Origin of the sequence: Streptomyces sp. NPDC015532 (assembly GCF_043078065.1) — a bacterium.
Classification (GTDB): domain Bacteria; phylum Actinomycetota; class Actinomycetes; order Streptomycetales; family Streptomycetaceae; genus Streptomyces.
Genome location: NZ_JBIBSY010000001.1, coordinates 159456 through 182416 on the forward strand (window position 1 = coordinate 159456; position 22961 = coordinate 182416).

Genomic DNA, 22961 nt, shown 5'->3' on the forward strand with positions numbered 1-22961 from the left:
AAGAGGGAGCCCGGGCGGGGCTCGCCCGACGGAGAGGGAACCCCATGCCCGCCCCCACCTCACCGGCACCCGCCCCCGGTGCCACCGGCACGGTCACCACGAACGTGCCGTCCCGGCTTGACCGGCTGCCCTGGTCCCGCTGGCACTGGATGATCGTGATCGGCCTCGGGACCGTCTGGATCCTGGACGGCCTGGAGGTCACGACCGTCGGCAACATCGCGGGCCGGCTCTCCGAGGAGGGCAGCGGCCTGTCCATCACCTCGGCGCAGGTCACCGGTATCGCGGCGGCGCTCTACGTGGCGGGTGCCTGCGCGGGCGCCCTGTTCTTCGGCTGGCTCACCGACCGGTACGGCCGCAAGAAACTCTTCATGATCACACTCGTCGTCTACCTCTCCGCGACCGCGCTCACCGCCCTGTCCTTCGACGCCTGGTGGTTCTTCGTCTTCCGCTTCCTCACCGGCTTCGGCATCGGCGGCGAGTACGCGGCCATCAACTCGGCGATCGACGAGCTCATCCCCGCCAGGTTCCGCGGCCGGGTCGACCTGATCATCAACGGCACCTACTGGCTCGGCGCGATCGGCGGTGCGCTGCTGTCGATCGTCATGCTGAACACGGACATCTTCCCCAAGGACCTCGGCTGGCGGCTGACCTTCGCCCTCGGCGTGGTCCTCGGTCTGGTGATCCTGCTGGTCAGGCGGCACGTGCCGGAGAGCCCGCGCTGGCAGTTCATCCACGGCCGCGGCGAACAGGCGGAGGAACTGGTCTCCTCCGTCGAGGAGGAGATCGAGGAGGAGCGGGGCGAACCACTGCCACGGCCCAAGGGTGAGATCACCATCGAACAGCGCAAGAGCATCGGGTTCGGCGTCATCGCGAAGACCGTCTTCGGCCGGTACCCGAAACGAGCCGTGCTCGGACTCGCCCTCTTCATCGGCCAGGCCTTCCTCTACAACGCGATCACCTTCGGCTTCGGCTCCATCCTCACCACGTTCTTCGACGTGCCCACCGGCGGCACCGGCTACTACTTCGCCGTCATCGCGGCCGGCAACTTCCTCGGCCCGCTGCTGCTCGGCAAGCTCTTCGACACCCTCGGCCGCCGGGTGATGATCTCCTCGACCTATCTGCTCTCGGGTCTGCTGCTCTTCGGCACCGCCTGGCTCTTCGACCAGGGGTCGCTGAACGCGGTGACGATGACGGCCTGCTGGTGCGTGGTGCTCTTCTTCGCGTCGGCGGGCGCCTCCAGCGCGTATCTGACCGTGTCCGAGGTCTTCCCCATGGAGACCCGGGCGATGGCCATCGCCTTCTTCTACGCCATCGGCACCGCGGCCGGCGGCATCAGCGGCCCGCTGGTCTTCGCCGACCTCACGAAGTCCGGCGTCGTCGGCGACACGGTGCTCGCGTTCCAGATCGGCGCGTCCCTGATGTGCGCCGCCGGCCTGGTCGCCGTGTTCCTCGCGGTCAAGGCCGAGCGCCGTTCCCTGGAGGACATCGCCGCGCCCCTGTCGACGGCACCCGCCACGGCCGGCACCTCGTCGTCGGCGACCACGGCACAGGCGACCTGAGCCGGCGCGGGCGGGCGCGGGCGGTTCCTCCCGGCTCCCGGTCCGCGACGCGTCGCGCTCGGCGTGACTCGTCCACGGTTCTGAGTACGCGTACTCTGTCGCGGCCCCGCCGGGCGCGGAACCCTCGTACGCATGACCGAGAAACTGCTCCGCCCCTTGCGAACGCGCCCTTGGCCGGAACGCTGGCTGACGCGTGTCCTCGGCGCCGCCCTCTCGTGCGCGGCGTACCTTCTGTGCCTTCCCTGGGACCTGCGCAACCGCCCCGAGACGCCGGGCTCCGTCGCGGAGACCACTCCGGTGACGGGTACCGGCGTCCTCGCCCTCGCCGCGATCCTGCTGGTCCTGGCCGTCCACTTCGGACTCCGGGACGCGCTGGCCTGGCCGTTGCTCCTGGTCGCGGCACCCCCGGCGACCCTGCTCCACGTGTCGCTGCGGACCCATCCCGGCCCGCCGGACGGCTTCGTCCAGGTGTGGCCGCTGACCTGGGCGGCCGTCACGCTGCTCGGGGCCGCCGCCGTCCTGGTCGCGAGCGCGGTGGCACGGCAGTTCAGGACGGACGTGGCGGACGCCATGGACGAGGAACTGGTCCTGGCCGGCTGACGTCGGAGGACGCAGGCCGGCCAGCCGGCACCGGCCCGCTCATCGGCCGTAGAAGTACCGCGAGCCCTTCTCGTTGAAGTACGAGGCGTAGACGCGCCCGAGAACCGGCTTGCCGCGGTACATCCCCACGTACTGGCGCGAACTGTCGACCACGACGGGCCGGGTCATACAGGCGAACTTGACCCGCTGCTGCGCCTCCGCCCACTGCACGGCCGCCGGATCGACCCGGTCGCTGACCAGCAGCGGGAAAGCACCGATGCCGTTCTGGAAACCGACGGGCAGACCGCCCTTGGTGTCCTTGGCGTACTTCATCACCTGGTCGGTGAACCCGGAGATCGCCTGCACGGTTATCTCCGGGACGGCCGCGGCCACCGTGAACAGATGCAGCTTCGTCCCCATCCAGCGCATCCGGAACTCGCCCCGCCGCCCCACGAGTACGGGCACCCCGGCCCAGTCCTCCCACCGCGTGGCGCACCCGTCGGCGGTCAACTGACCCTCCACGAAGGTCAGATAGGTACCCGGTGCGGATTGCTGCTGGTTTGCGTCCATGGCGGGGATCCTAAGGTCCCGGGACACCGACCGGAACGGGTGGGCGGGGTTCCGGTCGGAGGAGCCGATCGGACGGGTCCTAGGGCCCGTCGAGGAACCCGGCCGGGGGAGTCGGCTAGGCGCCTGTCGTGGATCCCGGCCGGATGATCATCAGCACGGTGACGGTGGCCCACAGCAGGTTGAAGATCCCGGTGAACATGGCGAGCCGCACGGTCGCCGCGCGGTCCACGGTCCTGTCCTGGACGGCTCCCTCCAGGATCGCGCTCTGCCGGGGCAGGACCAGCGCGGCGAGGACCACGGCCGCGAGCGCGGTCAGCACGATCGAGACGATCAGCCAGGTGTCGCCGAGCACACCCATGTCGCTCGCCGTGGCGAACCCGAACACGGGGACGACGACGCCCGCCACGGCGTACACCTGGCAGATGCGGTGCAGCAGCCGGACGGCGGCGAGGGCGCTCGCGTCGTCCGGCGCTTCGAGCACCTTGCGCGCGGCCGGCGGGAACATGCTCGCGGCGACGGTGACGGGCCCGATGGCGACGATCGCGGCGATGACGTGGACGGCGAGGAGGAACTTGGTCACGGGGTGACGGTAGGGGGCGGCCGGATCATGGAGAAGTGGCACTTCTGCCAGGAGCCAACGGATTCCAGCCAGGGCCTCCGGCCAGGCTTTTCGCCGCCCTTGCCCGGGGTGAAGACGCAGGCGAGACATGGCCACCGGCCTGCGGAGCCCCGGGGTGTGCGCGGGACGGGAACCCGGTGTGCGCGCTGACAGGAACCCGGTGCGCGCGCAGGACAGGCCGTCGGCGTGCGGGCATGGCGCGAACCCGGTGTGTGCGCAGGACGGTGAACCCGGTGTGGACGGGGGACGGGCCGTCACCGTGGGGCATGGCGCGCACCCGGTATGGGCGCGGGACGGATCGTCGCCGCACCGGCGGGGCATGACGGGAACCCGGTGTATGCCTACGCTCTGGTCATGCACACCGTGGCCGTACTGGCACTCGACCAGGTTATCCCGTTCGATCTCTCCGCCCCGATCGACACGTTCGGCTGGGCCCGGCTGCCCGACGGCCGCCCGGCCTACCGGACCCGGGTGTGCGCGGTCACGGCGGACGCGGAGGTGAGCGCGGGAGCGTTCACGCTGCGCGCCCCCTACGGCCTGGAGGCGCTGGCCGACGCGGACACGATCATCGTGCCGGGCGTGGCCGACCCGTCCGCCACCCTCCCGCCCGGCGTCGCGGAGGCGCTGCGCGCGGCGGCCGCGAACGGCACCCGGATCGCCTCGGTCTGCGTCGGCGCCTTCATTCTCGCCGCCACCGGCCTGCTGGACGGACTGCGCGTGACCACGCACTGGGTCGCGGCCGGGGAACTGGCGGCCAGGCACCCGGCGGTGACCGTGGACCCGAACGTGCTCTACGTGGACAACGGCCAGTTCCTGACCTCGGCGGGCGCGTCGGCGGCGCTGGACATGTGCCTGCACATGATCCGCAAGGACCACGGTTCTGCGGTCGCCGCACATGCCGCCCGGATGTCCGTGATGCCGCTCGAACGGGAGGGCGGCCAGGCCCAGTTCATCGTCCACACCCAGCCGCCGACACCGGCGGGCACGACCATGGAGCCGCTGCTCGACTGGCTGGAGGAGAACGCGGGCCGGGATCTGACCCTGGAGGACATCGCGGCGCACGCCGGCACGAGCACCCGCACCCTCAACCGCCGCTTTCGCGAACAGACGGGCACGACTCCGCTCCAGTGGCTGCACCGGGCCCGGGTACGCCGTGCCCAGTACCTCCTGGAGACGACCACGTATCCGGTCGAACGCATCGCGTCCCAGGCGGGCTTCGGCTCCCCGACAGCCTTCAGGGACCGCTTCAAGCGAGTGGTGGGGACGAGCCCGTACGCGTATCGACGGGCGTTTCGGGGGGTGGAGGAGCCGGCCTCCTGAATCATGGGCGTGGGTGTGACCCTGGGCAGGGAGGCGGCACTGGGCGTGACGCAGTGCGTGGGGGCCCTGGGTATGAGATGCCCCGGCCCGTGGACCGGGCCTGGGTCTGAGCCGGGACCGGCGCTCGGCTCAGGCGCGTCGGTCGGCCACGGCCCAGGAGGCGATGGCCATGGCACCGGCGACGCCGAAGACGGCGGGCCAGGCGCCCACCTTCTTGGCCAGCGGATGCGACCCGGCGAACGCGGCGACGTACCCGGCGGTCAGCACCCCGGCGGCCACCCCACCGGCCTCCTGCTTCCACTGCCGCGCGGCGGCGACTCCGGCGGCGGCGAGCACGACCCCGCCGAGCTGCCGCTTCCTCGTCCACCGAGCGACACCGTACCCACCGACAAGTCCCCCGGCGGCCACCACCGCGGCCGGAACCTTCGCCATTGCTGCCTCCTTGTTCGTCCCCCGAGGCTAACCCGGTGCCGGAGCCCGGCGGGCGCGCGGGTGGCCGTGGGCCGGGTGAGGCCCGGTCGTCGCCCGGGGCCGCCCCGGACCCACTGTCGGTGGTACCCGATTGGATGGCCCGCATGACAGTCCGAGACATCGCCGCCGTCCTGCCCGACATCGACACTCTGAAGGACCTCTGCCGATCGATGGCCATGGCCGAGGCGATACTGAACCCCGACGGCGAGTGCTTCTACTCCTACAGCGCCGAGTGGTCCGAGACCGAGCAGGTGGCCTCGATGCGCAACGGCTCGGGCGACGAGTACGACATCGTCTTCGCGCCCGTCGGCGCGTACATCCGCGGCTTCGACCACGAGTCCCCTTTGAGCCCGTACCGACACGAGGACGGGCCGGAGCCCTGGCCAGGCGTGCTGGACTCGGTGCCCGAGGCCTTCCGGCGCTACGTCGACGAGCCGGCCTTCACCGACGAGGACGACTGCCCTGTGGTGACGGCGTGCCTGTGGCGCGAAACGAACGCCACGTCCTGGCGGACGGGCCAGATCACCTACCCCGCCGACCACCCGGACCCCGACGGTTCGACCCAGCTCTTCGAACTCCTGCTCGCCCCGACCCCCGAGGCGTTCCGGGCGTTCGCCGAGGACTGCTACGAGGTACCGGTGGACATCGGGGCCCTACGACACCTCTACGAGCTGCGCCCCCTCGGACTGCCCCAGATCATCGCACTCAACCCCGGGGCTTCCGTGCCCGAAGTGGTCGCGGCCGCGAGGGCCATGGGATACCCGCTGACCGACGATCTGCGGCCGGACGCGTCCTGAACCGGGCACGCCGGAAGCGCGCTTCGACGGTTGCACGCGACCAGGTCCACCGATGGTCAACGCTCCAGGGTCTCCTGGACAAGGGCACGGAGGAAGGCATGCCAACTGCGACGGCCGACGGTGACGACGGAGCCGGGGTCGGCCTTGGAATCGCGTATCAACGTGTCCTGGCCGATGTGGGCGCATTCGACGCACTCGCCGCCGGCGCCGTTGCTGTACGAGGACTTGAACCATGCCGAGCCGGTGGGGACGGTGGATTCTGCAATGCTCATCGTGCGTAATCCTTCAGAACCGATTCGATCAACTCTTTGGAGCGCTGAGGGCTCAGGGCGGCAGCTCTCAAACCGTCGAACGCCCGGGTGTACTCCCGAACATGATGCTCGCCCTCCAGGTAGATGGCGTCGGTGATGCCGTCCCGATACACGATGTCCGGATCCTCCGGGTCGGGAAACCCGAGCATCGTGAACGACCCGATGGCCGGGTAGGTGCCTGAGTCGAAGGGCAGCACCTGCAATGTCACGGACGGCGACTCCACCGACTTCAGGACGCGCTCGAGTTGCTCACGCATCAGGGCCCGATCGCCGATGGTATTGCGGAGAGTGCCTTCGTTCACGATGAACCAGGCGTCCGGACCGTCGGGCCGAGTGAGCATGGACTGCCGCTCCAGCCTGACGCGCACCGCACGGTCGATGTCGGCGGGCGTCATGTGCGCTCCGGTCCGGTGGAGTTCGGAAGCGTACGCCGTGGTCTGCATGAGACCGGGCAGCAACTCGCACTGGTACTGGCGGAACGTGGACGCGTCCTGCTCCAGGCCGATGTAGATCGAGAACCAATCGGGGACTCCGGAGCCGTGCGCCTGCCACCAACCGCGAGTTCTGGCCTGCCGGGCCAGCGACTTCAGGAACTCACGCAACTCGTCACCGGTGGAGTAGAACCGGCACAGGACATCGACGTCGGACGGCTGGACCCTGCCGCTGCCTGTCTCCATCCGATTGACCTTTGAGCCACTCCAGTCCAGCGCCTCGCCGACCTGCGCACAGGTCAGCTCGCTCTGCTCACGGAGCTTCTTCAGCTCGATCGAGAGACGTCGACGTCGTGCGGTCGGTGAGCCGGCCATCCCAACCCCTCTCCTGATAACGGGCGTTCAGTCTTTCGCCAAGGGGTGTGCTTGCCAATCACTCGGAAGTGGGAATCCCGCTGTGCACATTGCACGGCGGGATATGCACACGCCATTCTGATGCGCGGCGCAACTCCGCGTGAGAATGCGTGACGCTCCGTTGATCGTGTGGAGATGACGTACGACGAGAGAGGTCTTCGTGATCCGAGAAACGTGTATGTCGCGGAAGCCTTGGGAACTGGACTTCACCGCGGAACCCGAGCAAGCGGCCGCCCTGCGCCGTGTCATGCGGTTGCACCTGGGGCTCTGGGGCCTTCATGAGGTCGCCGACGCGGCCCAGTTGTGCGTCAGCGAGTTGGTGTCCAACATCATCAAGCACGTGGGGGCGGGCACCCCGGCCATGCTCGGTGTCTCGATGAACGGCACTCGTCTCCGTATCGAGTTGCACGATCCGGACACGCAGGCTCAGCCCACCCTCGTCGAGGCGGGTTCCGACTGCGAGGCCGGGCGAGGTATGGCCATCGTCGATGCGATCGCCGACGGTTGGGGTGTCTCGCTGCGCGCGGACCGAAAAGTGACATGGTGCGAATTGGCGACGGGATCGAACACGTCGAACGGCCACGTGGACGGAGCCGCGGTCGCGCGGGCCGAAGCCCTTCTGAGTCTCCGCGAAGCCACAGGATCGGTTTGTGAGGGGACCCCGAACAGACTGAGCAGGACGCTCGCGGCAGAGGCGGCGAGCGACGTCATCGTGGATGTCCTCCACTGGCTGCGCGCACGTGACTGCGACGAGGAGGAGGTCCTGGACAGAGCGCAGATCCGCTTCGAGGCACAGATCTCGGAAGCTCCAGGTCGACCTTGCCGGGATCCGTGACGAAGAGGCGTGGAGAGTCGTGCGGTGGAGGCGACGGCTGCTTCGAGTCACTGATGGTGCGCTCGAAGCAGCCCGACGTTCCCACCTCCGTCGAGGCACCGGCGGACAAGGTCTGCCGCCGATGCCTCCTCTGCCCGTGGCCTCAGCGGGCCAATATGTTCGCGAAGAAGCCCAGGTCAGGATCTTCCGGGGTCCCAACCAGCAGCGCGCGGTCCAACAGGATGTTGTTGTGCTCGCAGCTCGTCTCGGGGAGCATCACGCAGGCGTGGCAGGCGGCCAGGTTCGTTCCGCCGGCGCCGGAAGCCTCGGTCTCCATGCAGAGCGGGTCGGAGGAACACCACTCGGCGCGCTGAACGGCCGAGCGGATCGACCGTTCGAGGCGGTCCGGTTCGCCCTGCGCGACGAGACCCCCGAGACTGCCCGCGGAGTCGCTCGTCGCTGTGTAGACGAGCACCCCGGCCATGTCGTCGGTGGCGTACAGGCGCTCACGCAGGGAAGCGGCCGGGTAGCCCGCCTCCAGGCTCCACTCGTTGATGAGCACGTGGGCCAGGGTGTGCAGCAGCACCATGCGAGGGGTGGCCGGGGAGGGAACGACCTGACTCGGGTCGTCGGCGCGCTGCTCCAGAACCCGTTGGTGAGCGGTGCGCATCCGCTCGATCCGGGCTGCCACTGTCGTGGCCTTCTCCCAGGCGCGGAGTCGGTCCTCGTCCATACGAAGAAAGACCCCCTCCCCCCGTACCTGCATGGCAGGGAGCCAACGCAGAGGAGAACCGGAGAGCGGCATCTCCTTCGAGTCGGTCGTCGAGTCGGGGTCGGCGAGCCGGGTGAAGGCCTTGAGGGCGCGCACCTCGCGGAGCTTCTTGACCAGCATCGGAGAGGTGACGCCGATCGGGCCGAGGACGCTCTGATCGCCCGACGGGGCCTCGCAGACGAACTGCTCGTCGTGAGAGTGCTCGCTCTCGGCGTTGCCCGTGCTGAGGCGCTCGTACTCCTTGCTGCGCAAGGCACGGTAGCGATGGTCGAAGGTGGGTGCCGTCTCGCCGTCGGGATCCTCCTCGCGCTCCGCGTCGAGCAGCGCCATCACCTCGTCCAGCGGTACGGGGCACGCTCCCTTGAAAACACCTTTGAGATAGATCTCGACGTGCTCACGGCTGTCGTACTCGCGGAGCGCGTCCCAGTGTTCGGCAAGAGGGTCCGCGCGGCCGTCGCTCCACGGAGGGATGGAGAGCGCCGACTTCAGCACCGGTTGCCACACCGCCGACGAACCACGCTGGAGCGTACGCAGGGGAAGCCCGCACTCCTGAGCGGGGGCGGACGTGCCGAGCCAAGGGCGGGTGCCTCGGCACTTGAGGCCCAGGTCCTTGAGCGCGTTCCTGCGGAACGAGCCCTCCATCGAGACCTCGGCAGCGCGTCCGCAGGTACAGGAGACGAGGATCGAACGGAGCGAGGACGTACGCCCCGACGAGCGCATCCTGAGCTTTCCCCCGCACTGTCCCGACGAGGTCGTACCGCGTTCGGTGGAGCGGTGCACCCACTGCCAGTACGGGAACTCGTCGAGGTGCCCGGCCTCGCAGGCGACGACGAAGCGTGAGGGGACGAGCTCGACCTCGCACACGCCGCAGACGCTTCGCCCCGCGGGCGGGTTGAAGTCGCGGTGCCGTTGCAGGTCGTCGCATTCCGGACACGAGTGCATCAGGGGGAAGCGGCGGACCCGCAGGCCGTCCTTACTGGTGTCGCCGGATGCGGGCGGCAGTCGGAAATAGTCGACACCGAGTACTCGGGCCAGACGACGTTCGTGGACTCGCGGGGACTCGTCGGCGCTCCAGCTCTCCTCGGCGTGATCCAGACCCGAGACGACGAAGGATTCGTGATCGACGGCGACGAGCGATCCGACTCCGTACGTGGTGATCGCCTGGGCACGACGGACCGTGCCGCGGCGCGGGAGGTTGTGCGAGGGTGCGGAGCCCGTCGCGCCGGTACGGCGACGGCGGGCGGGGGGCGGGGTCATCGGGTTCCCTCCATGAACAGTGCGGACTCGGCGTCGACGTCGCGCAGGCTCCAGAGCGTGGACCACGCCTCGGAATCCTCCGACTCGTCGTCGTACGCCTTGAGGAGCGAGGGGGATCGATTGCCCCGGCGCGGTTCGAAGAGGAGGCCACCGTGGATGTCGGCCTCCTCGCACCACCACTCGACGAACTCGTCGAAGGCGAGCGACACAGCGCCGGTCTCCTCCGGGGTGACTTCCCGGACGCGATCCAGGAGCACCGATTTGATGTGGCCCTTGAGGAGGTGTTCGTAGGACTCGACGTCTCCGGCGCCCTCGTTGGGGCGGGCGGCCGGGATCATGATGCGGGCGAGGGCGACGATCACCGCATGCAGACCTCGTTCGCGGGCGCGGGCGGAGAACGGGGTGACGGAGGTGGACTCGACCTCGCGGTAGAGGGCCGAGTGGTAGTGCTGGAAGCCCTCGTAGTGGGAACGGTCACGGGATCGCGACGAGTTGAGCATGACCGCGACCAGCCCGGGGTGGGCGCGGCCGACCCGGCTGGTGGCCTGGATGTACTCGGCGGTCGTCTGCGGCTGGCCCATCACAGCCATGAGGCCGAGGCGGTCCACGTCCACCCCCACCGCGATCATGTTGGTGGCGAGCAGGACATCCACGGTGTCCTCGTCGGGGAGTCTCTTCTCGATGCCCTTGAGGCGGGTGGGGATCTCGCTGGCGTCGATCCGACTGGTCAGCTCGGAGTAGTTGGCGATCGGCCGCACCGCCACTCCTTCACGCTCGGCGAGCAGTTCGAGGTAGGCCACCACGTCGTCGTGGACCTGGAGTTCGGCCGCCGAGAGGATACGGAGGCTGTTGAAGTAGCCGACGAGACTCCAGTAGGCGTCGCGCACCTCGTCCTTGGTCCTCGCGTGCTTGGCACGGTGGAGAAGAGTGGCGTACGTGCGGATCAGCAGGGTCGACTGGCTGGTACCGGGAGCAAGGAGACCGACGTAGCGGCGGCTCGCCTTCTCCTCGCGCGGTGTCTCCACGGCGAACCACGAGTCACGGGCATCCAGTCCGGCGGGCGGGAACTGCCGCACCTCGCGGGCGAAGAGGTGGCGCCCCTGTTCGGCGGCACGACGGATGGTCGCGGTGGAGGCGATCACCTTGGGGCGATCCGCCAGTGCGTCCACAGCGGTCTCGTACAGGCCGGTGAGTGTCCCCAAAGGCCCGGAGATCAGGTGGAGTTCGTCCTGGACGATCAGTTCCGGGGGAGGGGTGGGGTCATCCGGGTCGTTCCGGTTGAAGAGTGCTGAGGTCGCCGGACGCCATGGCATCGAGGCGAACTTGTCGACGGTGGCGATCACCAGCGTCGGCCGGGCGGCGTACACCGCCTCGTCGATCAGATGGACGGGGAGGCCGTCGGCGAAGTCGCAGCCCGTCCCGGGGCATCGGACGTACATCCGCCCGGCGTCCTCGTCGACTTTGTAGTTCCGGGCGTCGAGGCGGCTCCCGCACCAGGGGCAGACATGCAGCTGGACGGGGTTCTCGGTGGCCAGTCGCCTGTCGAGGTTCGCACGCAGCTCATCGAGCTTCTTGTCGGCCTCGGCCAGCGTGTTGGGGGTGGCCGAGCGCCCCACCCACATGCCGACGGAGAACTCCTCATGGCCCAACTCGGGCGTGTGGCGACGCATGTGCTCCATCGCGCAGAGCAGGATCGCCGCACGCTCGAACTGCTGAAGGGTGAGCAGACGCAGCGTGTAGCGCATGAGGACCGTGACGCCTCCGCCGCTGCCACCCCTGCGCAGACGACGTAGGAACGACGTGAGGGCGATCAGCCCGAGATAGGCCTCCGTCTTTCCACCACCGGTGGGGAACCACAGCAGATCGGAGACCTGCCGGTCGCGGTGCTCGGGGTCGTCGATGCCGGCCAGACAGAGCAGTACGAACGCGATCTGGAAGGGGCGCCAGCGGCCGGCGGCCGGATCGGGGGAGCCGCGGCGTCCACCTTTCACCCAGACGCTGCGGGCGCGCTGGTCGGCCATGGCGCGATTGGCGAACCGGAACGCCCGCATCAGGTCAGGCTTGGTCCGCAGGAGGTCGATGCCCTCACGGATCCTGCCGAGAGCCTCACGGCAGGCCGCCACCTGATCCAGGGCGGGCTTCTCGTGGGTGCCGCCCGCCAGGGACTCCGCCTCGGCGGCCTTTCGGTCGATCCAGCGCTCGTAGCCCGTGGAGAGTTCCTCCAGAGCGGCCAGGACCTCGGCGTCGGACTTCTCCGCCAGCCCCAGCATGGACAGCGCTGAGCTGTCGATCTCCGGGTTGGAGTCCGTGAGCAGCACTTCCACGGTGGGTACGAATTCGCTTCGCACCTCGGCGACGGCGGCCAGGACGGTATCGGTCACGCCGATCGGCGGCGGTGTCCAGTCCCATTCGGCTGCGCAGCCGTGGCCGACGGCGAAGGTCGGTGCGTGTCGGTGCAGCAGTCTGCTCGTGGCGATCTCCGCGTCATGGGCGGCCGCCGGGGCGGGGCGTTCGACGAACACGGTGGAGCCGTCGACCGCCCGCACGGTCAGACCGCACTGGAACAAGGAGAACGCGTCCTGCAGATCCCGCTCGCCGACCTTCTGGGTGTTGATCAGGGTGACCGTGATCGTGACCGTGCCGGTTGCGGGGTCGGGGCGTCGGGCGATGACGTGCAACGCGGCTTCCGGCCCGAGCGCGATCGGTTCGCCCGGCGCCGGCTCGGTCACGACGATGCGGTGGTCCGGCAGGTCGAGTTCCCGGCGTCGCCACTGTTCCCGCTGGTCGGCGGTGGTGCGGGCCTCCGCGCGGCGGGCCGGGATCAGCGTGCCGTCGGCGTCCGTGGGCTCGTAGACGACGGCACGTGCCGAGACCACGATCGTGTCGCTTATGGTCGGGTCGATCGCGAAGGTGAGCCCCATCGAGGAGGGGCGCCGGTCCGTCGAGGCGCCGACGTCCTGTGCGGTTCCGGCCTCCTCGACGTCGTCGCGGGCGAGCCGGGGTGCTTGGTCCAGACCGTCGAGTTCGGCGTGGTCCTCGGCCTTCCGCTGTTGTGCGGCTCTGTCGGCCGCTCGCGGGTACAGGACACCGGTCAGGTAGCGGTCGATCGGTGCGTCATGAGCGAGCACCTCGTCCTTGTCGTCCGGGCCCGCGTCCTCCGGGGGGCCGAGGAGTTCACGGCGGAGCCCCACCAGGAGTTCCTCGTCCCGAACGCGGTAGTGCTCGGAGTGTCGGCCTGCCACGTACGTCATTCGCTGTTCTTCCCGTTGTCGTCAACTCTCCGGTACAGACCGATGCCGGTGATGCGGGGTGCGATCCACACACCCCGATCACCGAGGCCCGCGTTGGCGCCCGCGGCGGGGCTGCCGGTGACGGTCTCCAGAGTGTCCACCTGTAGGCCATGGATCTCGTCGGGCCACCAGGGATCCCACGTCCGATTCACCTTCTGTACCTGGAACAACTCCTCGCGGAACAGCTCCGACGCCTCACCGATCTCCCGCCCGTCGTGGATCAGCGCATAGGGCGGGCTCTGATGTTCACCCATCGGCAGATCATGTCGCTTCCGCCACACCACTTCCTGTCCGGGACCGACATGGTTCAGCAGATACGCCTGGGTCGCCACACCGTCCGTGTCGTGACCGGGAGGGTTGTCCCGACAGACGTCACCCGCCTCGGCGACGACCCCGAATCTTTTGTGCGGCTGCCATCCGCCCACGTACCGGCGACCGTTCTTCCTGCCGCCCGCTCTCCTGAGGAGCGGCAACTCGGGAGAGTCCGCGTGGTAGATGTCCTGGCGGGCGCGTGTCATCGCCACGTAGAGGGCTCGTGCCTCGGCAGGGAGGTCCAAGTCGCCCTTGTGCCGCTTGCCGAGTTCGGCGACGGTCGGCGGGTTCAGGACGATCACCCTGTCGAACTCGAGCCCCTTGGACCGGTGCACGGTGGAGACGACGATTCTGGCGGTCTCGGGGTCGGCCGCCTCGTCGGGGAACCTTCCGTCGGCGACCGAGCGGCGCAGCTTCTCCAGATCGATCACGTCGCGTCCGGCCCCGCGCGCGGTGCGGCGAAGCACCGTCCACAGGGCGTCCGCGTTCGGCTCGTACGGCAGAGGGATGTCGCCGAGCAGTGAGCGGAACCGCTGCTCGGTGAGGCCCGTCGCCTCGGTGCGGTGCAGCAGCTCGGCCACCCAGTACGGCACCGGACGATCTTCGAGCGGGCGCCTCAACCGATGCTCCACGCCGTGGCGGTGGAGCAGCCCGGAGACGACCAGAGCCTGTCGGTTGTCGCGGGTGAGGATCGCACATGTCTCGGAGAGATCGCGCAGGCCGGCCACGGTGAACGGATCGATGAGGTCACCCATCTCGTTCGCCGGGTCCATCAGCAGGTCACGCAGATCCTCGTACAGGGTCGCCGCCTCGTCCGCGTCGGTGACCCGCTGGAGCCCGGGGCCGTGCGCCAGCGCGATCCGGGCCTCCGGGGTGACGGCCCGGAAGTTCTGAGTGAGACGCAGTTCCACCAGGTCGTCGGGGTACGAGCAACGCAGCCAGTCGAAGAACCGGCCGGTCTCGTCGGCGCGTTCGGCCGGATCCTCGATCTGGAAGCCGTAGACGGACTGAGCGGCGTCGCCGACGACGGTGAAGCCGCAACTGCCCTGGTACTGATCGAGGAGGGCCTCCACCAACTCGCGTCTGGCACCCAGCAGATCCTGTACCTCGTCGATCACGATGTGAGCCGGCGGAACGGCATCGCCCGCTTCCAGCGCCCTCTCCCCGATCGCCTGGGCCGCGGCCTTGATCCGCTCGTCGAAGCCGGTCGCACCCCACTCGACGTCCGGGCGAGCCTGGAGGAGCACCCCGTACGCCCAGGAGTCGAAGGTCTGGGCGCGTACCCGGATCGCCCGCTCCCCGTGCCGGGCGATCCGCTCGCGCAGCTCACGCGCGGCGGCACGGGAGAAGGTGAGCACCAGGATCTCGGCGGCCTCCAACGCCTCGTCGGGATCCTCATGACCGCACAGGGCATCGAGGCGACGCACCAAGGTGTGCGTCTTTCCCGCTCCGGCGCCCGCCGTGACCAGTACGCGTGCGTCCCAGGGCTGTTCGACCACGGTCCGCTGCTCGTCGGTGAGAGGCGGACTGCCGAGGTAGGCGTCGGTCACTTCTCGCTCCAGAGGTGCTCGAACTGGGTGAAGGCCAGCTGGGTGTCGAAGTTGGCGATGTTGTCGCTGACGTTGAGGATCAGGCAGGTGTCCTTGCCGCCGTTGAGCGGACCGCGCAGGCCTCGGCCGATCATCTGCTGGTAGACGTTGGTGCTGTACACGGGGCGGGCCACGACCACGACGCGCGTGGCGGGGGCGTCGAATCCCTGGGTCAGGACGCCGTAGTTGGTGAGTACCCGGATGCGCCCGTTGCGGAAGTTCTCGATGCGTGTGCGACGGTCGTTCGCACTGGTCGTCGAGTCCACGGCGGCGGACGGGACACCCCGGTCGTTGAGCATGGCCGACAGGTACTTGGCATGGTCGACGGAGGTGGCGAACAACAATGTCGGCCAGTCGCTGGGAAGCGCGACCACCGAATCGACGATGCGCCGGCTGCGCGCGTGGTCGTCGGCGAGCCGCTGTTCGGCGGCGCGAGAGAGCATCGCCATCCGTTCGGCCTGTGCCTTCTCGTCACGGGTCAGTTCGATCCGACCGCCTTCCAGGGTGCGGTGCTCGACCTGTGCGAGCATCCCCCACTTCTGGAGATCACGGTACGGGTCGCCGGACGGGAAGACGCCCTCGTCGAGCCTCCGGTTGCCGAAGCGGCTGACCAGGCGACGAGTCTCGACTTCGTTGGTGTTGCGGAACGGGGTGGCGGTCAGGCCGAGCAGATGCCGGCCGGTCTCGTACTGGGTCAGACCCAATAGGCTCAGGATCTCGGTGTACCTCTTGGAGATGGCGGTGTGGGCCTCGTCCACGATCACCAGGGCGGACTGCTTCAGCCACGTGTACTGCTCGGTGTCCAGGCAACGTTCCAGCTTGGCGTCGGTGGCGACCACCAGGTGGGGGTGATCGACGACGTTCCCGACCTCGTTGCTGCTCCAGAGACGGCTGATGGTCAGCGGTCGCTCCGCGCCGACCTTGCTCCAGACGAACTTCCAGCTCTGCACGGCCTGCTCGCACAGTTCCTCGGTCTGCGCGATCCAGAGCAGCGGTCCCTTCAGATCACCCACCCGCTTCACCCAGCGGATCACGGCCTCGGCGGTGACACGGGTCTTGCCCGCGCCGGTCGGCAGCGACAGCATGCCGCGCTGAGGTGCGAGGCGGTCGAGCATGGTGGTGATGTTGCGGACGAGGTCCTCCTGGTAGCCGTGGAGACTCGGGAAGTCCCGCGGACCCTCGACGGTCTCGAACGACGGGGGGGTGGGGGTCCGCGATCCCGCGAAGGACGCCGGGAGCTTCAGGTCCGACACGAAGGCGACGGCGACCGAGGAGCCGCTGTAGCCGACCGGCGCGTCGGGGAAACGCGCCTGGATGTCGCGGGCGTGCTGGTTGAGCACGCCGTCACCGTGGGCGTTGAACGCCATCTGCGCGATCCGCCGGCCCGACGGTTCGACACCGTCGCTCTCCTGGAGTTCGGCCTCCATGAGCCCCTCGGGAAGGCCGCCCCGGAGGGCCTCGGCCCCGATCAGCAACTCGATCTTGACGACCACGTCGTCGGCGTCGCGCACGGCCTTCCGGGCCGCCTGCATCGCGCTGTCGCGAGCCATCCGCTCCTGGAGCTCCAGCACGGCCCTGCAGCCGGAGGAGCCGAGGCCCAGCCCGAGTTCACGGTCGATCAGTCGCAGCATCGGCTCCGGATCGAGGGGGACACGGACCTTGACGGTGCCGTCCTGACGGACGGCGTCCAGGGGAGAGGTCCGGGTGCCGTTCGGGGTGCGCGTGACCTCCTCCAGCTCGGTGCACCGCTGCACCAGGCTGTTCCGATTGGAACCGTTGAGATTCCGACGCAGAGCGGGGTACAGCTCGACCAGTGGGATCGGAGCGCCCTCGACGACCTCGCGGGTCTCGCGGCTGATCACGTCGGCGTAACGGAGCATGCCCCATTTCTCGACCATCAGCTCGGCGTCGTCGTCGGTGGATACGAGCAGGGCCGGGAGCTGCTCGGCACGCAGCGCCCGGTACTCGGCGGCGCCGACGGCGAGCGTGATCTCGTCGTCGGGGCGGGTGCCCCAGCTGTCGCCGATCCGGCAGCGGGTGAGGGAGTCGGTGGGGAAGTCCGCACCGAACCGGGTCAGCATCACGTAGGTGGCGCCGACGAAGGAGTCGTCCTCGCTGCGGGTGACTTCGTCGAGGAGCGAGTTCCAGCGGTCCGCGGGGACTTCGTCGACCGTGGTCGGCAGCCGTAGCTTGCGAGCCTTCTCGGCAGAGATGTCGGCGACCGGCAGAACGTCGCGGTAGGAGGCGAGTTGGGGTCCCACCGCCTCACTCAGTGGCTTGATCCCCTGGGACGTGGCGACCGTGCCGTGTTTGCGCAGCATCCAGCGGATCGGCGAGATCACGGGCTGTCGGGTGCTGCTCTGCGCACCGATCTGCCGGGTCCAGTTGTCCACCACGGCGTCGTCGGGCAGCGCCTTCAGGAAGGCGGCGCGGGACGCTTCGGACAGCGCAGGGAAGATGTGGAGGGGGCCGCCGATCGCGGCTCCTTCGACCTTCAGTCGGTTCAGCGTGGGTCGGGGCGCGTGACTGTCCAGTTTGCGCAGGTACGCGGAGTGGACGGCCTCCCGGTAGGCGTCGAACCAGGCGGTCCCCTCCTTCGGCTGGACTCCCCTGGTGGGGCGCTCGAGCAGGCCGACCTGGGCGAAGAAGGCGATGTCGTCGGAGTGGAACCTCATGTCGACGGCGATGCTCGGGTCACGTCCGGCGTCGACCACCGGGCCCGGGAGCATGCAGTCCTCGATCGGACGGAACCGGCCGTCGGCCGTCCGCACGCGCAGTGTCGAGCCGGGTGAGGGAACCCGCTCCAGCAACTTGTGCGCCAACCGGCGGATCCCGGCCTGGCGGAACAGCTCCCAGAATCGCTCCCACTCGGCGTCCCGGTATCCGTCGAAGCCCTGGTCGAGGACGCTGACGAAACGCCCCTCGATGTCGGCCTCGCGGATTCCGAGGACATTGAGCGCGTGCGCCAGCGACGGATCCTGGGCGAGCGCGTCGACCACGTACACCAGGGACTCGCGCAACCCGCCCTCGTCGGCGCGGCGGAAGACCCGACCGTGCACGGGAGGAACGAGTCCGTGCTCCTCGGTGAGCACGATGTGCGCCCTGCGGGCCTCGTCCGCGTGAGGAGAGCCGCGCTCGATCATGTCGGCGAGGATCCGCATCGCCACGGCCGAGCCCTCGGCGGTACCGCCGTCGACCAAGGCCTCCAGCCACGAGCGGACGTCCGACCGCTCGTGCCCGGCCGCGCCGAGGATGTGCTCCACCTTCCCGGAGCGCAGGCTGTCGCCCTCGACGCTCGGGTGCAGCCAGTTCGAGGGCCGCCCGGGGCACTCGTGCCACATCCGCAGCCAACCGGCCAACCGCTTCTGGTCCTTGTCGAGTCGGGGGTGGATGCGTAGGGCGGTCGGGACGCGCAGGACGCCGTCCTGGTCGGGGAGCGACGGACGGGTCGCCGCGCGGGCCCAGACCTCCCGGGTCAGGAACTCGTCCGCCCAGCTGATCGCCTCCTTGACGCGTCCGGGGAGCAGCCGGAGGTAGGCGGCCGGATCCTCGGCGGGTGCCAGTTCGGGGAGCGAGTCGACGACCAATGCCGCCGACACTTTGATCATTTCCTGGTTGAAGGGCGAGGAGTCGAGGAGGTTCTGTCGGTCCTCGTTGGTCTTCCAGGCGCCGTTGAGAATGCCGCTCAACGACATTTCGTACTTGGTCGGGAAGAACGACCAGAACCTGCCGCGGCCACGGGCCCGCGAGTTGACGTACAGGCCGCTTTCCAGGTCCTTCTCCAAGGCGGGGACGCCCCAGGAGAGATCGAGCGACAGCCGGTCATGGAGTTCACCGGCGTCGGCCCGGGCCGACGGGCCGGGCTCGTAGGTCGTGGTGAACACCCGCCAACGATCGGTGACGGTGGCCTTTCCCGTCCTTTCCTCGATCACGGTGTGCAGATCACCGGAGTTCTGTGCGGTCAGCACCCGGCGAGCGACGGGGCGTGGACGACGATCCTCCAGGACGACCTTCGCCACGTGCGGTGAGAAGAGCTGGAAACCCATCGGGAACTCGTCCCGGGGCTCGCCGTGATCCTTGGCGCGTCCGCCGTGCATGTCCCGGCCCAGACGGTCGTCCGCCTTCGGGAGCAGAGGAAGGCGGACGACCGTGGTCGCCCAGGTCAGCAACTCGTGCAGGACGGGGTCGGCGGCGCGCTCGGCCTGTATGTCGAGAGGGCGGGCCATCCGTAGCACGGGGGCGTCGAATTCCGGACCGTACCGAGCCGTTACGCCGGCCACCGACTTGATCTGCTCGTACGACCACGCACGGTCGAATCCGAAACTGCCGGTGCGACTGAAGAATTCCGGTGCATCGGTCACCACGAGAACAGATTTGATGCCGACACCGAACCTTCCGATCTGTCCTCCACGCTTCTTCGACATGCTCATTCGAAGAATTGTCTCGGCACCCTCGGGGGTGACCGGACTTCCCTCGTTGGCGCAATAGAGATGCGTTTCCGTGAGGGTGACGTGGACGCGCCCACCCGGTTCTCCGGAAATCTCGTCGGCAGCATTCTGGACGAGTTCGAACAGTTGCCGGTCGCCGTATCCGCCCTGGGTGATCCGGCGTTCTCCATTTGCGTGTTCGGCGACGAGGCCGGGGTCCACGGCGTAGGTGTGGAGTACTCGGGAAGACTGTTCGAGAACGGTTTCAATCACTGACTGGTGCGAAGGTGACACTGCTTCTGCGCTCCTGGGTGTGAAGATCCGGGGCTGAAAGTGAGAACCGGTGGCCGGCTGTCAGAGATGAACAGCCGGATCGTCGTTCTCGACGTGAGGCGATGGAATTTTTTGGTTGCTCAAGAGGGCCTCATGGCGAGCTTGCACGAGGCCGAGAGGGCAGCGTCACCTGTGGGAAGATGCCTGGCTGCAGGTGTTGTGCGGCAAGAAATATCAGTCAGAGAAGGTGGGGCTGTCAGGCAGGTCTCGAACCTTCTTTGCCAAGTCGGGAAATCCTTCAATGAAATTTTCTTCGGACAGGTCGACCCAATCGAGGATTTCTGTCACCTTGGCCTTGCTGTCCGCCATCTGAATTTCCATTTCAAATGCACTTAACTCGCGGCTCGAGTTCAAGTAGTTGCTGTATCCCTGTCCGTCCATGAAGATTCACCCCTGTGATTATGATGTGGTCGAGGTCGCACAGGGGTTTTGGGCACACTTAATAGCCCCCGTGAAGTGGGTGGTTCTCGAGTGAGAACCTTCCCCGTTGAAAACGGTAGCGGTTGCGGGTCTCGCGGCGCCAGCGTTTTGGGGGGATCGTTTCTGTGCGGCTTCGGTGCGGTCAGGGGTTGCCTGAAGGGGCCTGCGTCGAGTTTTTCGGTCCAACTCTGAATTTGGGTACAGCTGTGTCCCGTCGCCCGAGCTTCCCGAATTCGGGTTTTCGAGCGAGACGGCTTTTCCGTCGATGCAAGGCTATCGGGTGGTGCCGCAAGCTGGCAACCCTCAACTGCCTTCTCTCGGCAGGGAGATGGGGAATTGGTCGTTCCGCTTTTGGATTGAACATACAGGGCAAGGCTGGGTGAATTGCCGAAATCGGGCATCTGGCGAAGAGCTGTGAGGGTGTCGCGCCCGATCAACTGTTGGTTGACAGTCGAGTCGGCGTCAAATTAGCCTCCGGGTCTGCCGTGTGCGACCTGCCGCGGCTCCGAGGGGAAGAGCAGGTGACGCGTGGAGACAGGCGAGGAGTTCGGGCCATGGTTGGCTCGGCAGCTCAAGCTTGCGGGGAAGACCCAGGCCGAACTGGCCGAGGAACTCCAGTTGACCCGGGCCGCCGTGTCCGCGTGGATCACCGGAAGGTCGACTCCGCGCCCGACCGTCATGTTGGACATCGCCAAAGCGCTCGGCACCGACGTCGGTACGGTGCACACCCGCACCACGGATACCCAGACCGGTCTGCCGACCACCTGGTACCACCGCCCGGGGTACCCCGACGGCGGCCGTGACCTGGGCAATGCCGCGGCCTTCGCCTTCGACGCCGACGTGCAGGTGCTCGCTCGAGAGACCTGCCAGAACAGCCTCGACGAACGCCTCCCGGAGAACGGGCGACCTGTCAAGGTCCGCTATACGCTGCACGAGTTGACCGGCGAGGCGCTCGACGCCTTCCGTGAGGCGATCCTCTGGAACGATCTCTTCCCCCACTACTCCGCCGTCTCGGAGGGTGCGGGCAACCAGAAGGTCGGCCGAGTCGTGGACGCGGGAGTGCGTGACATGTACGAGAAGGGTCGATTGGTCCTGCTGCGGGTCGACGACTACAACGCTTCCGGGCTCATCGGTGACGACTACGGCGACGGCAAGTTCTCCGCAGTGGTCAGACGCCAGTTGGAGAGTCTCAAGTCGAGTCACGGGGCGGGTGGTTCGTACGGCCTCGGCAAGGCGACTCTTTGGGCCACCAGCGCGTTGGGGCTCGTGCTCATCAACTCCACCCTGTCCGTTCCGCACGAGGGTCGTACCGAGCGCCGAGTCATCGGCCGTCTGGAGCTGCCCTGGCGCGAGGTCGAGGGTCGTCCGTACGCCGGCCCCGCGTGGTTCGGACGTCCGGACCCCGATTCCGCGGGCGCCCAGGTCGCTCGTTCCTGGTGGGCGGACGAGGAGACCGTGGCCCGCCTGCACCTGACCCGGGAGAACGACGAGCCGGGCACCTCCTTCCTGATCGTCGGGGCGCACGACGTGGCCAGCCTCGACGAGAGGTCGTCCGATGCCGACGACGACGAGATGACGGACGACGAAGGCGCCGACGACACGCGGAACATCCGAAAGATGCACCGTCGCCTGGTCGAGGCGTTGGGGCGGGACTTCTGGGCCGCGATGACCGGCGGTGGCAACAGGCTTCCCCTGCTGGAGGTCTCCGTCCGATCCCTGCGCAACGGCGAGGTGGTGATGGAGGAGGAGCAGGTCGATCCTTCCGACAAGCAGCCGTCGCGAACCCGGGCCCTTCGGGCGTACTACGAGGGCACCACGGTGGACCGGCTCACCGAGGCCGGGCATGTGGCGGCGCGCACCGTTCCATTGAAGCTGCCGCTCTCCGGAGCTCCTCGGGGCACGCTGGGTGTCCATCAGGCCGTGCTGCTGGTCACCGACGGCGTGGATGACGACGGGGACAAGAATCAGGTCCACTCCCTGCGCGGCAACCGGATGACGGTCAAAGAGACCGGTGTGCCGAACCTGCCGCTCGGGACGAACCCGTTCCAGGCCGTCGTCCTGGTCGGCGAGGCCGCCGGGGAATCGGCCCCCTTCGCGAAGGAGGCGGAAGAGTTCCTCCGGGCGGCGGAGCCGCCCGAGCACGATCGCTGGGGGCAGACGGAGGAGCTGACCCTGCGCTGGTCCCCCTCCGCGTACCGCCGGATCAACATGCTGACCACCGAGGTGAACAGCGCGGTCAAGGAGCTCGTAGCCCGGCCGAAGCGCAGCACGGGTGAAGGCGGTGAGGCTCTGCGCAAGGCACTGACGGTGAAGGCGAAGCCCAAGCCGAAGGCACCCTCCGGACCGGTGGTCCCGGTACTGGACGGACTGGACGCGACGATCGGCGAGGACGGGGAGTGGCTGATCACCGCCGAGGTGAGCATTCCGCGTGGCGACGAGATCACTCCGATGGTGCCGGTCGTCCAGATGGACGTGCGGTCCGGAGGCCGCCCGAGGTTGGACTGGGCCGAGCTCGTGGCTGTCGACGGCTGTGAGGTGCAGGACGGAGTCCTGCGCTTCACACCGGGTGTCCGGCGTGCGAAGTTCCGAGGATCCACCGACGTCACCAGCCACCCGGTCAGGACGACGCTGACCCGCCTTGTCGTCGAACTCCGAGCCGGTAAGGGGGAATGACAC

At 68.3% G+C, this 22961-nt stretch carries 16 protein-coding genes; 6 read left to right on the forward strand and 10 right to left on the reverse strand.

Annotated elements, in window-relative coordinates; translation table 11 throughout:
- The first annotated feature begins 44 nt into the window (after positions 1 to 44).
- Both ACF07B_RS00680 and ACF07B_RS00685 read left to right on the forward strand, forming a co-directional pair.
- Positions 45 to 1559: an MFS transporter gene (locus ACF07B_RS00680; RefSeq protein WP_392177261.1), complete on the forward strand. Its 1515-nt coding sequence runs from the start codon at positions 45 to 47 to the stop codon at positions 1557 to 1559.
- 132 nt (positions 1560 to 1691) lie between these two features.
- A complete protein-coding gene (locus tag ACF07B_RS00685) occupies positions 1692 to 2159 on the forward strand; it encodes a hypothetical protein (protein WP_392177262.1) in 468 nt (155 codons plus the stop codon).
- Between the two features lie 39 nt (positions 2160 to 2198).
- Here the strand turns inward: ACF07B_RS00685 and ACF07B_RS00690 are convergent, their stop codons facing one another.
- Positions 2199 to 2708 carry a levansucrase gene (locus tag ACF07B_RS00690; protein ID WP_392177263.1) on the reverse strand — a complete coding sequence of 170 codons (510 nt, stop codon included), beginning with the start codon at positions 2706 to 2708 and terminating at the stop codon, positions 2199 to 2201.
- Positions 2709 to 2823: 115 nt separating this feature from the next.
- Positions 2824 to 3288: a DUF2269 family protein gene (locus tag ACF07B_RS00695; RefSeq protein WP_392177264.1), complete on the reverse strand. Its 465-nt coding sequence runs from the start codon at positions 3286 to 3288 to the stop codon at positions 2824 to 2826.
- Between the two features lie 393 nt (positions 3289 to 3681).
- Between ACF07B_RS00695 and ACF07B_RS00700 the strand changes: the two genes are divergently transcribed.
- Complete coding sequence (locus tag ACF07B_RS00700) at positions 3682 to 4647, forward strand: GlxA family transcriptional regulator (RefSeq protein ID WP_392177265.1); 966 nt, start codon at positions 3682 to 3684, stop codon at positions 4645 to 4647.
- A 129-nt stretch (positions 4648 to 4776) separates the two neighbouring features.
- On the opposite strand, the gene ACF07B_RS00705 is transcribed toward ACF07B_RS00700, so the two are convergent.
- Positions 4777 to 5079, reverse strand: coding sequence for a hypothetical protein (locus ACF07B_RS00705; RefSeq protein WP_392177266.1), 303 nt, complete (start codon positions 5077 to 5079; stop codon positions 4777 to 4779).
- Between the two features lie 143 nt (positions 5080 to 5222).
- Between ACF07B_RS00705 and ACF07B_RS00710 the strand changes: the two genes are divergently transcribed.
- Complete coding sequence (locus tag ACF07B_RS00710) at positions 5223 to 5915, forward strand: hypothetical protein (RefSeq protein WP_392177267.1); 693 nt, start codon at positions 5223 to 5225, stop codon at positions 5913 to 5915.
- Positions 5916 to 5971: 56 nt separating this feature from the next.
- Here ACF07B_RS00710 and ACF07B_RS00715 read toward each other — a convergent pair whose 3' ends face one another.
- Positions 5972 to 6187: a DUF397 domain-containing protein gene (locus tag ACF07B_RS00715; RefSeq protein WP_369481524.1), complete on the reverse strand. Its 216-nt coding sequence runs from the start codon at positions 6185 to 6187 to the stop codon at positions 5972 to 5974.
- Positions 6184 to 7032 (reverse strand): helix-turn-helix domain-containing protein, encoded by an 849-nt coding sequence (locus ACF07B_RS00720; protein WP_369481525.1) that lies wholly within the window; start codon positions 7030 to 7032, stop codon positions 6184 to 6186. Before ACF07B_RS00720 ends, ACF07B_RS00715 begins: the two co-directional genes overlap by 4 nt.
- 217 nt (positions 7033 to 7249) lie before the next feature.
- Between ACF07B_RS00720 and ACF07B_RS00725 the strand changes: the two genes are divergently transcribed.
- Positions 7250 to 7906: an ATP-binding protein gene (locus tag ACF07B_RS00725; RefSeq protein ID WP_392177268.1), complete on the forward strand. Its 657-nt coding sequence runs from the start codon at positions 7250 to 7252 to the stop codon at positions 7904 to 7906.
- Between the two features lie 142 nt (positions 7907 to 8048).
- Here the strand turns inward: ACF07B_RS00725 and drmB are convergent, their stop codons facing one another.
- From drmB to ACF07B_RS00750, 5 genes are all read right to left on the reverse strand, one after another.
- The gene (drmB, locus tag ACF07B_RS00730; protein WP_369481527.1) at positions 8049 to 9914 is read right to left on the reverse strand and encodes a DrmB family protein; all 1866 of its coding nucleotides are present in this window, start codon (positions 9912 to 9914) and stop codon (positions 8049 to 8051) included.
- Positions 9911 to 13165: a helicase-related protein gene (locus ACF07B_RS00735; RefSeq protein ID WP_392177269.1), complete on the reverse strand. Its 3255-nt coding sequence runs from the start codon at positions 13163 to 13165 to the stop codon at positions 9911 to 9913. The genes drmB and ACF07B_RS00735 overlap by 4 nt, the downstream gene beginning before the upstream one ends.
- On the reverse strand, positions 13162 to 15066 hold the full coding sequence (locus ACF07B_RS00740) for a UvrD-helicase domain-containing protein (protein WP_392177270.1): 1905 nt from the start codon (positions 15064 to 15066) through the stop codon (positions 13162 to 13164). Before ACF07B_RS00740 ends, ACF07B_RS00735 begins: the two co-directional genes overlap by 4 nt.
- Positions 15063 to 19826, reverse strand: coding sequence for a sacsin N-terminal ATP-binding-like domain-containing protein (locus ACF07B_RS00745; RefSeq protein ID WP_392177271.1), 4764 nt, complete (start codon positions 19824 to 19826; stop codon positions 15063 to 15065). Before ACF07B_RS00745 ends, ACF07B_RS00740 begins: the two co-directional genes overlap by 4 nt.
- Positions 19827 to 20039: 213 nt before the next feature.
- The gene (locus ACF07B_RS00750; protein ID WP_392177272.1) at positions 20040 to 20246 is read right to left on the reverse strand and encodes a hypothetical protein; all 207 of its coding nucleotides are present in this window, start codon (positions 20244 to 20246) and stop codon (positions 20040 to 20042) included.
- Between the two features lie 567 nt (positions 20247 to 20813).
- Here ACF07B_RS00750 and ACF07B_RS00755 point away from each other — a divergent pair.
- Entirely contained in the window at positions 20814 to 22958 is a 2145-nt protein-coding gene (locus ACF07B_RS00755; RefSeq protein WP_392177273.1) for a helix-turn-helix transcriptional regulator, read from the forward strand.
- Positions 22959 to 22961: the final 3 nt, after the last annotated feature.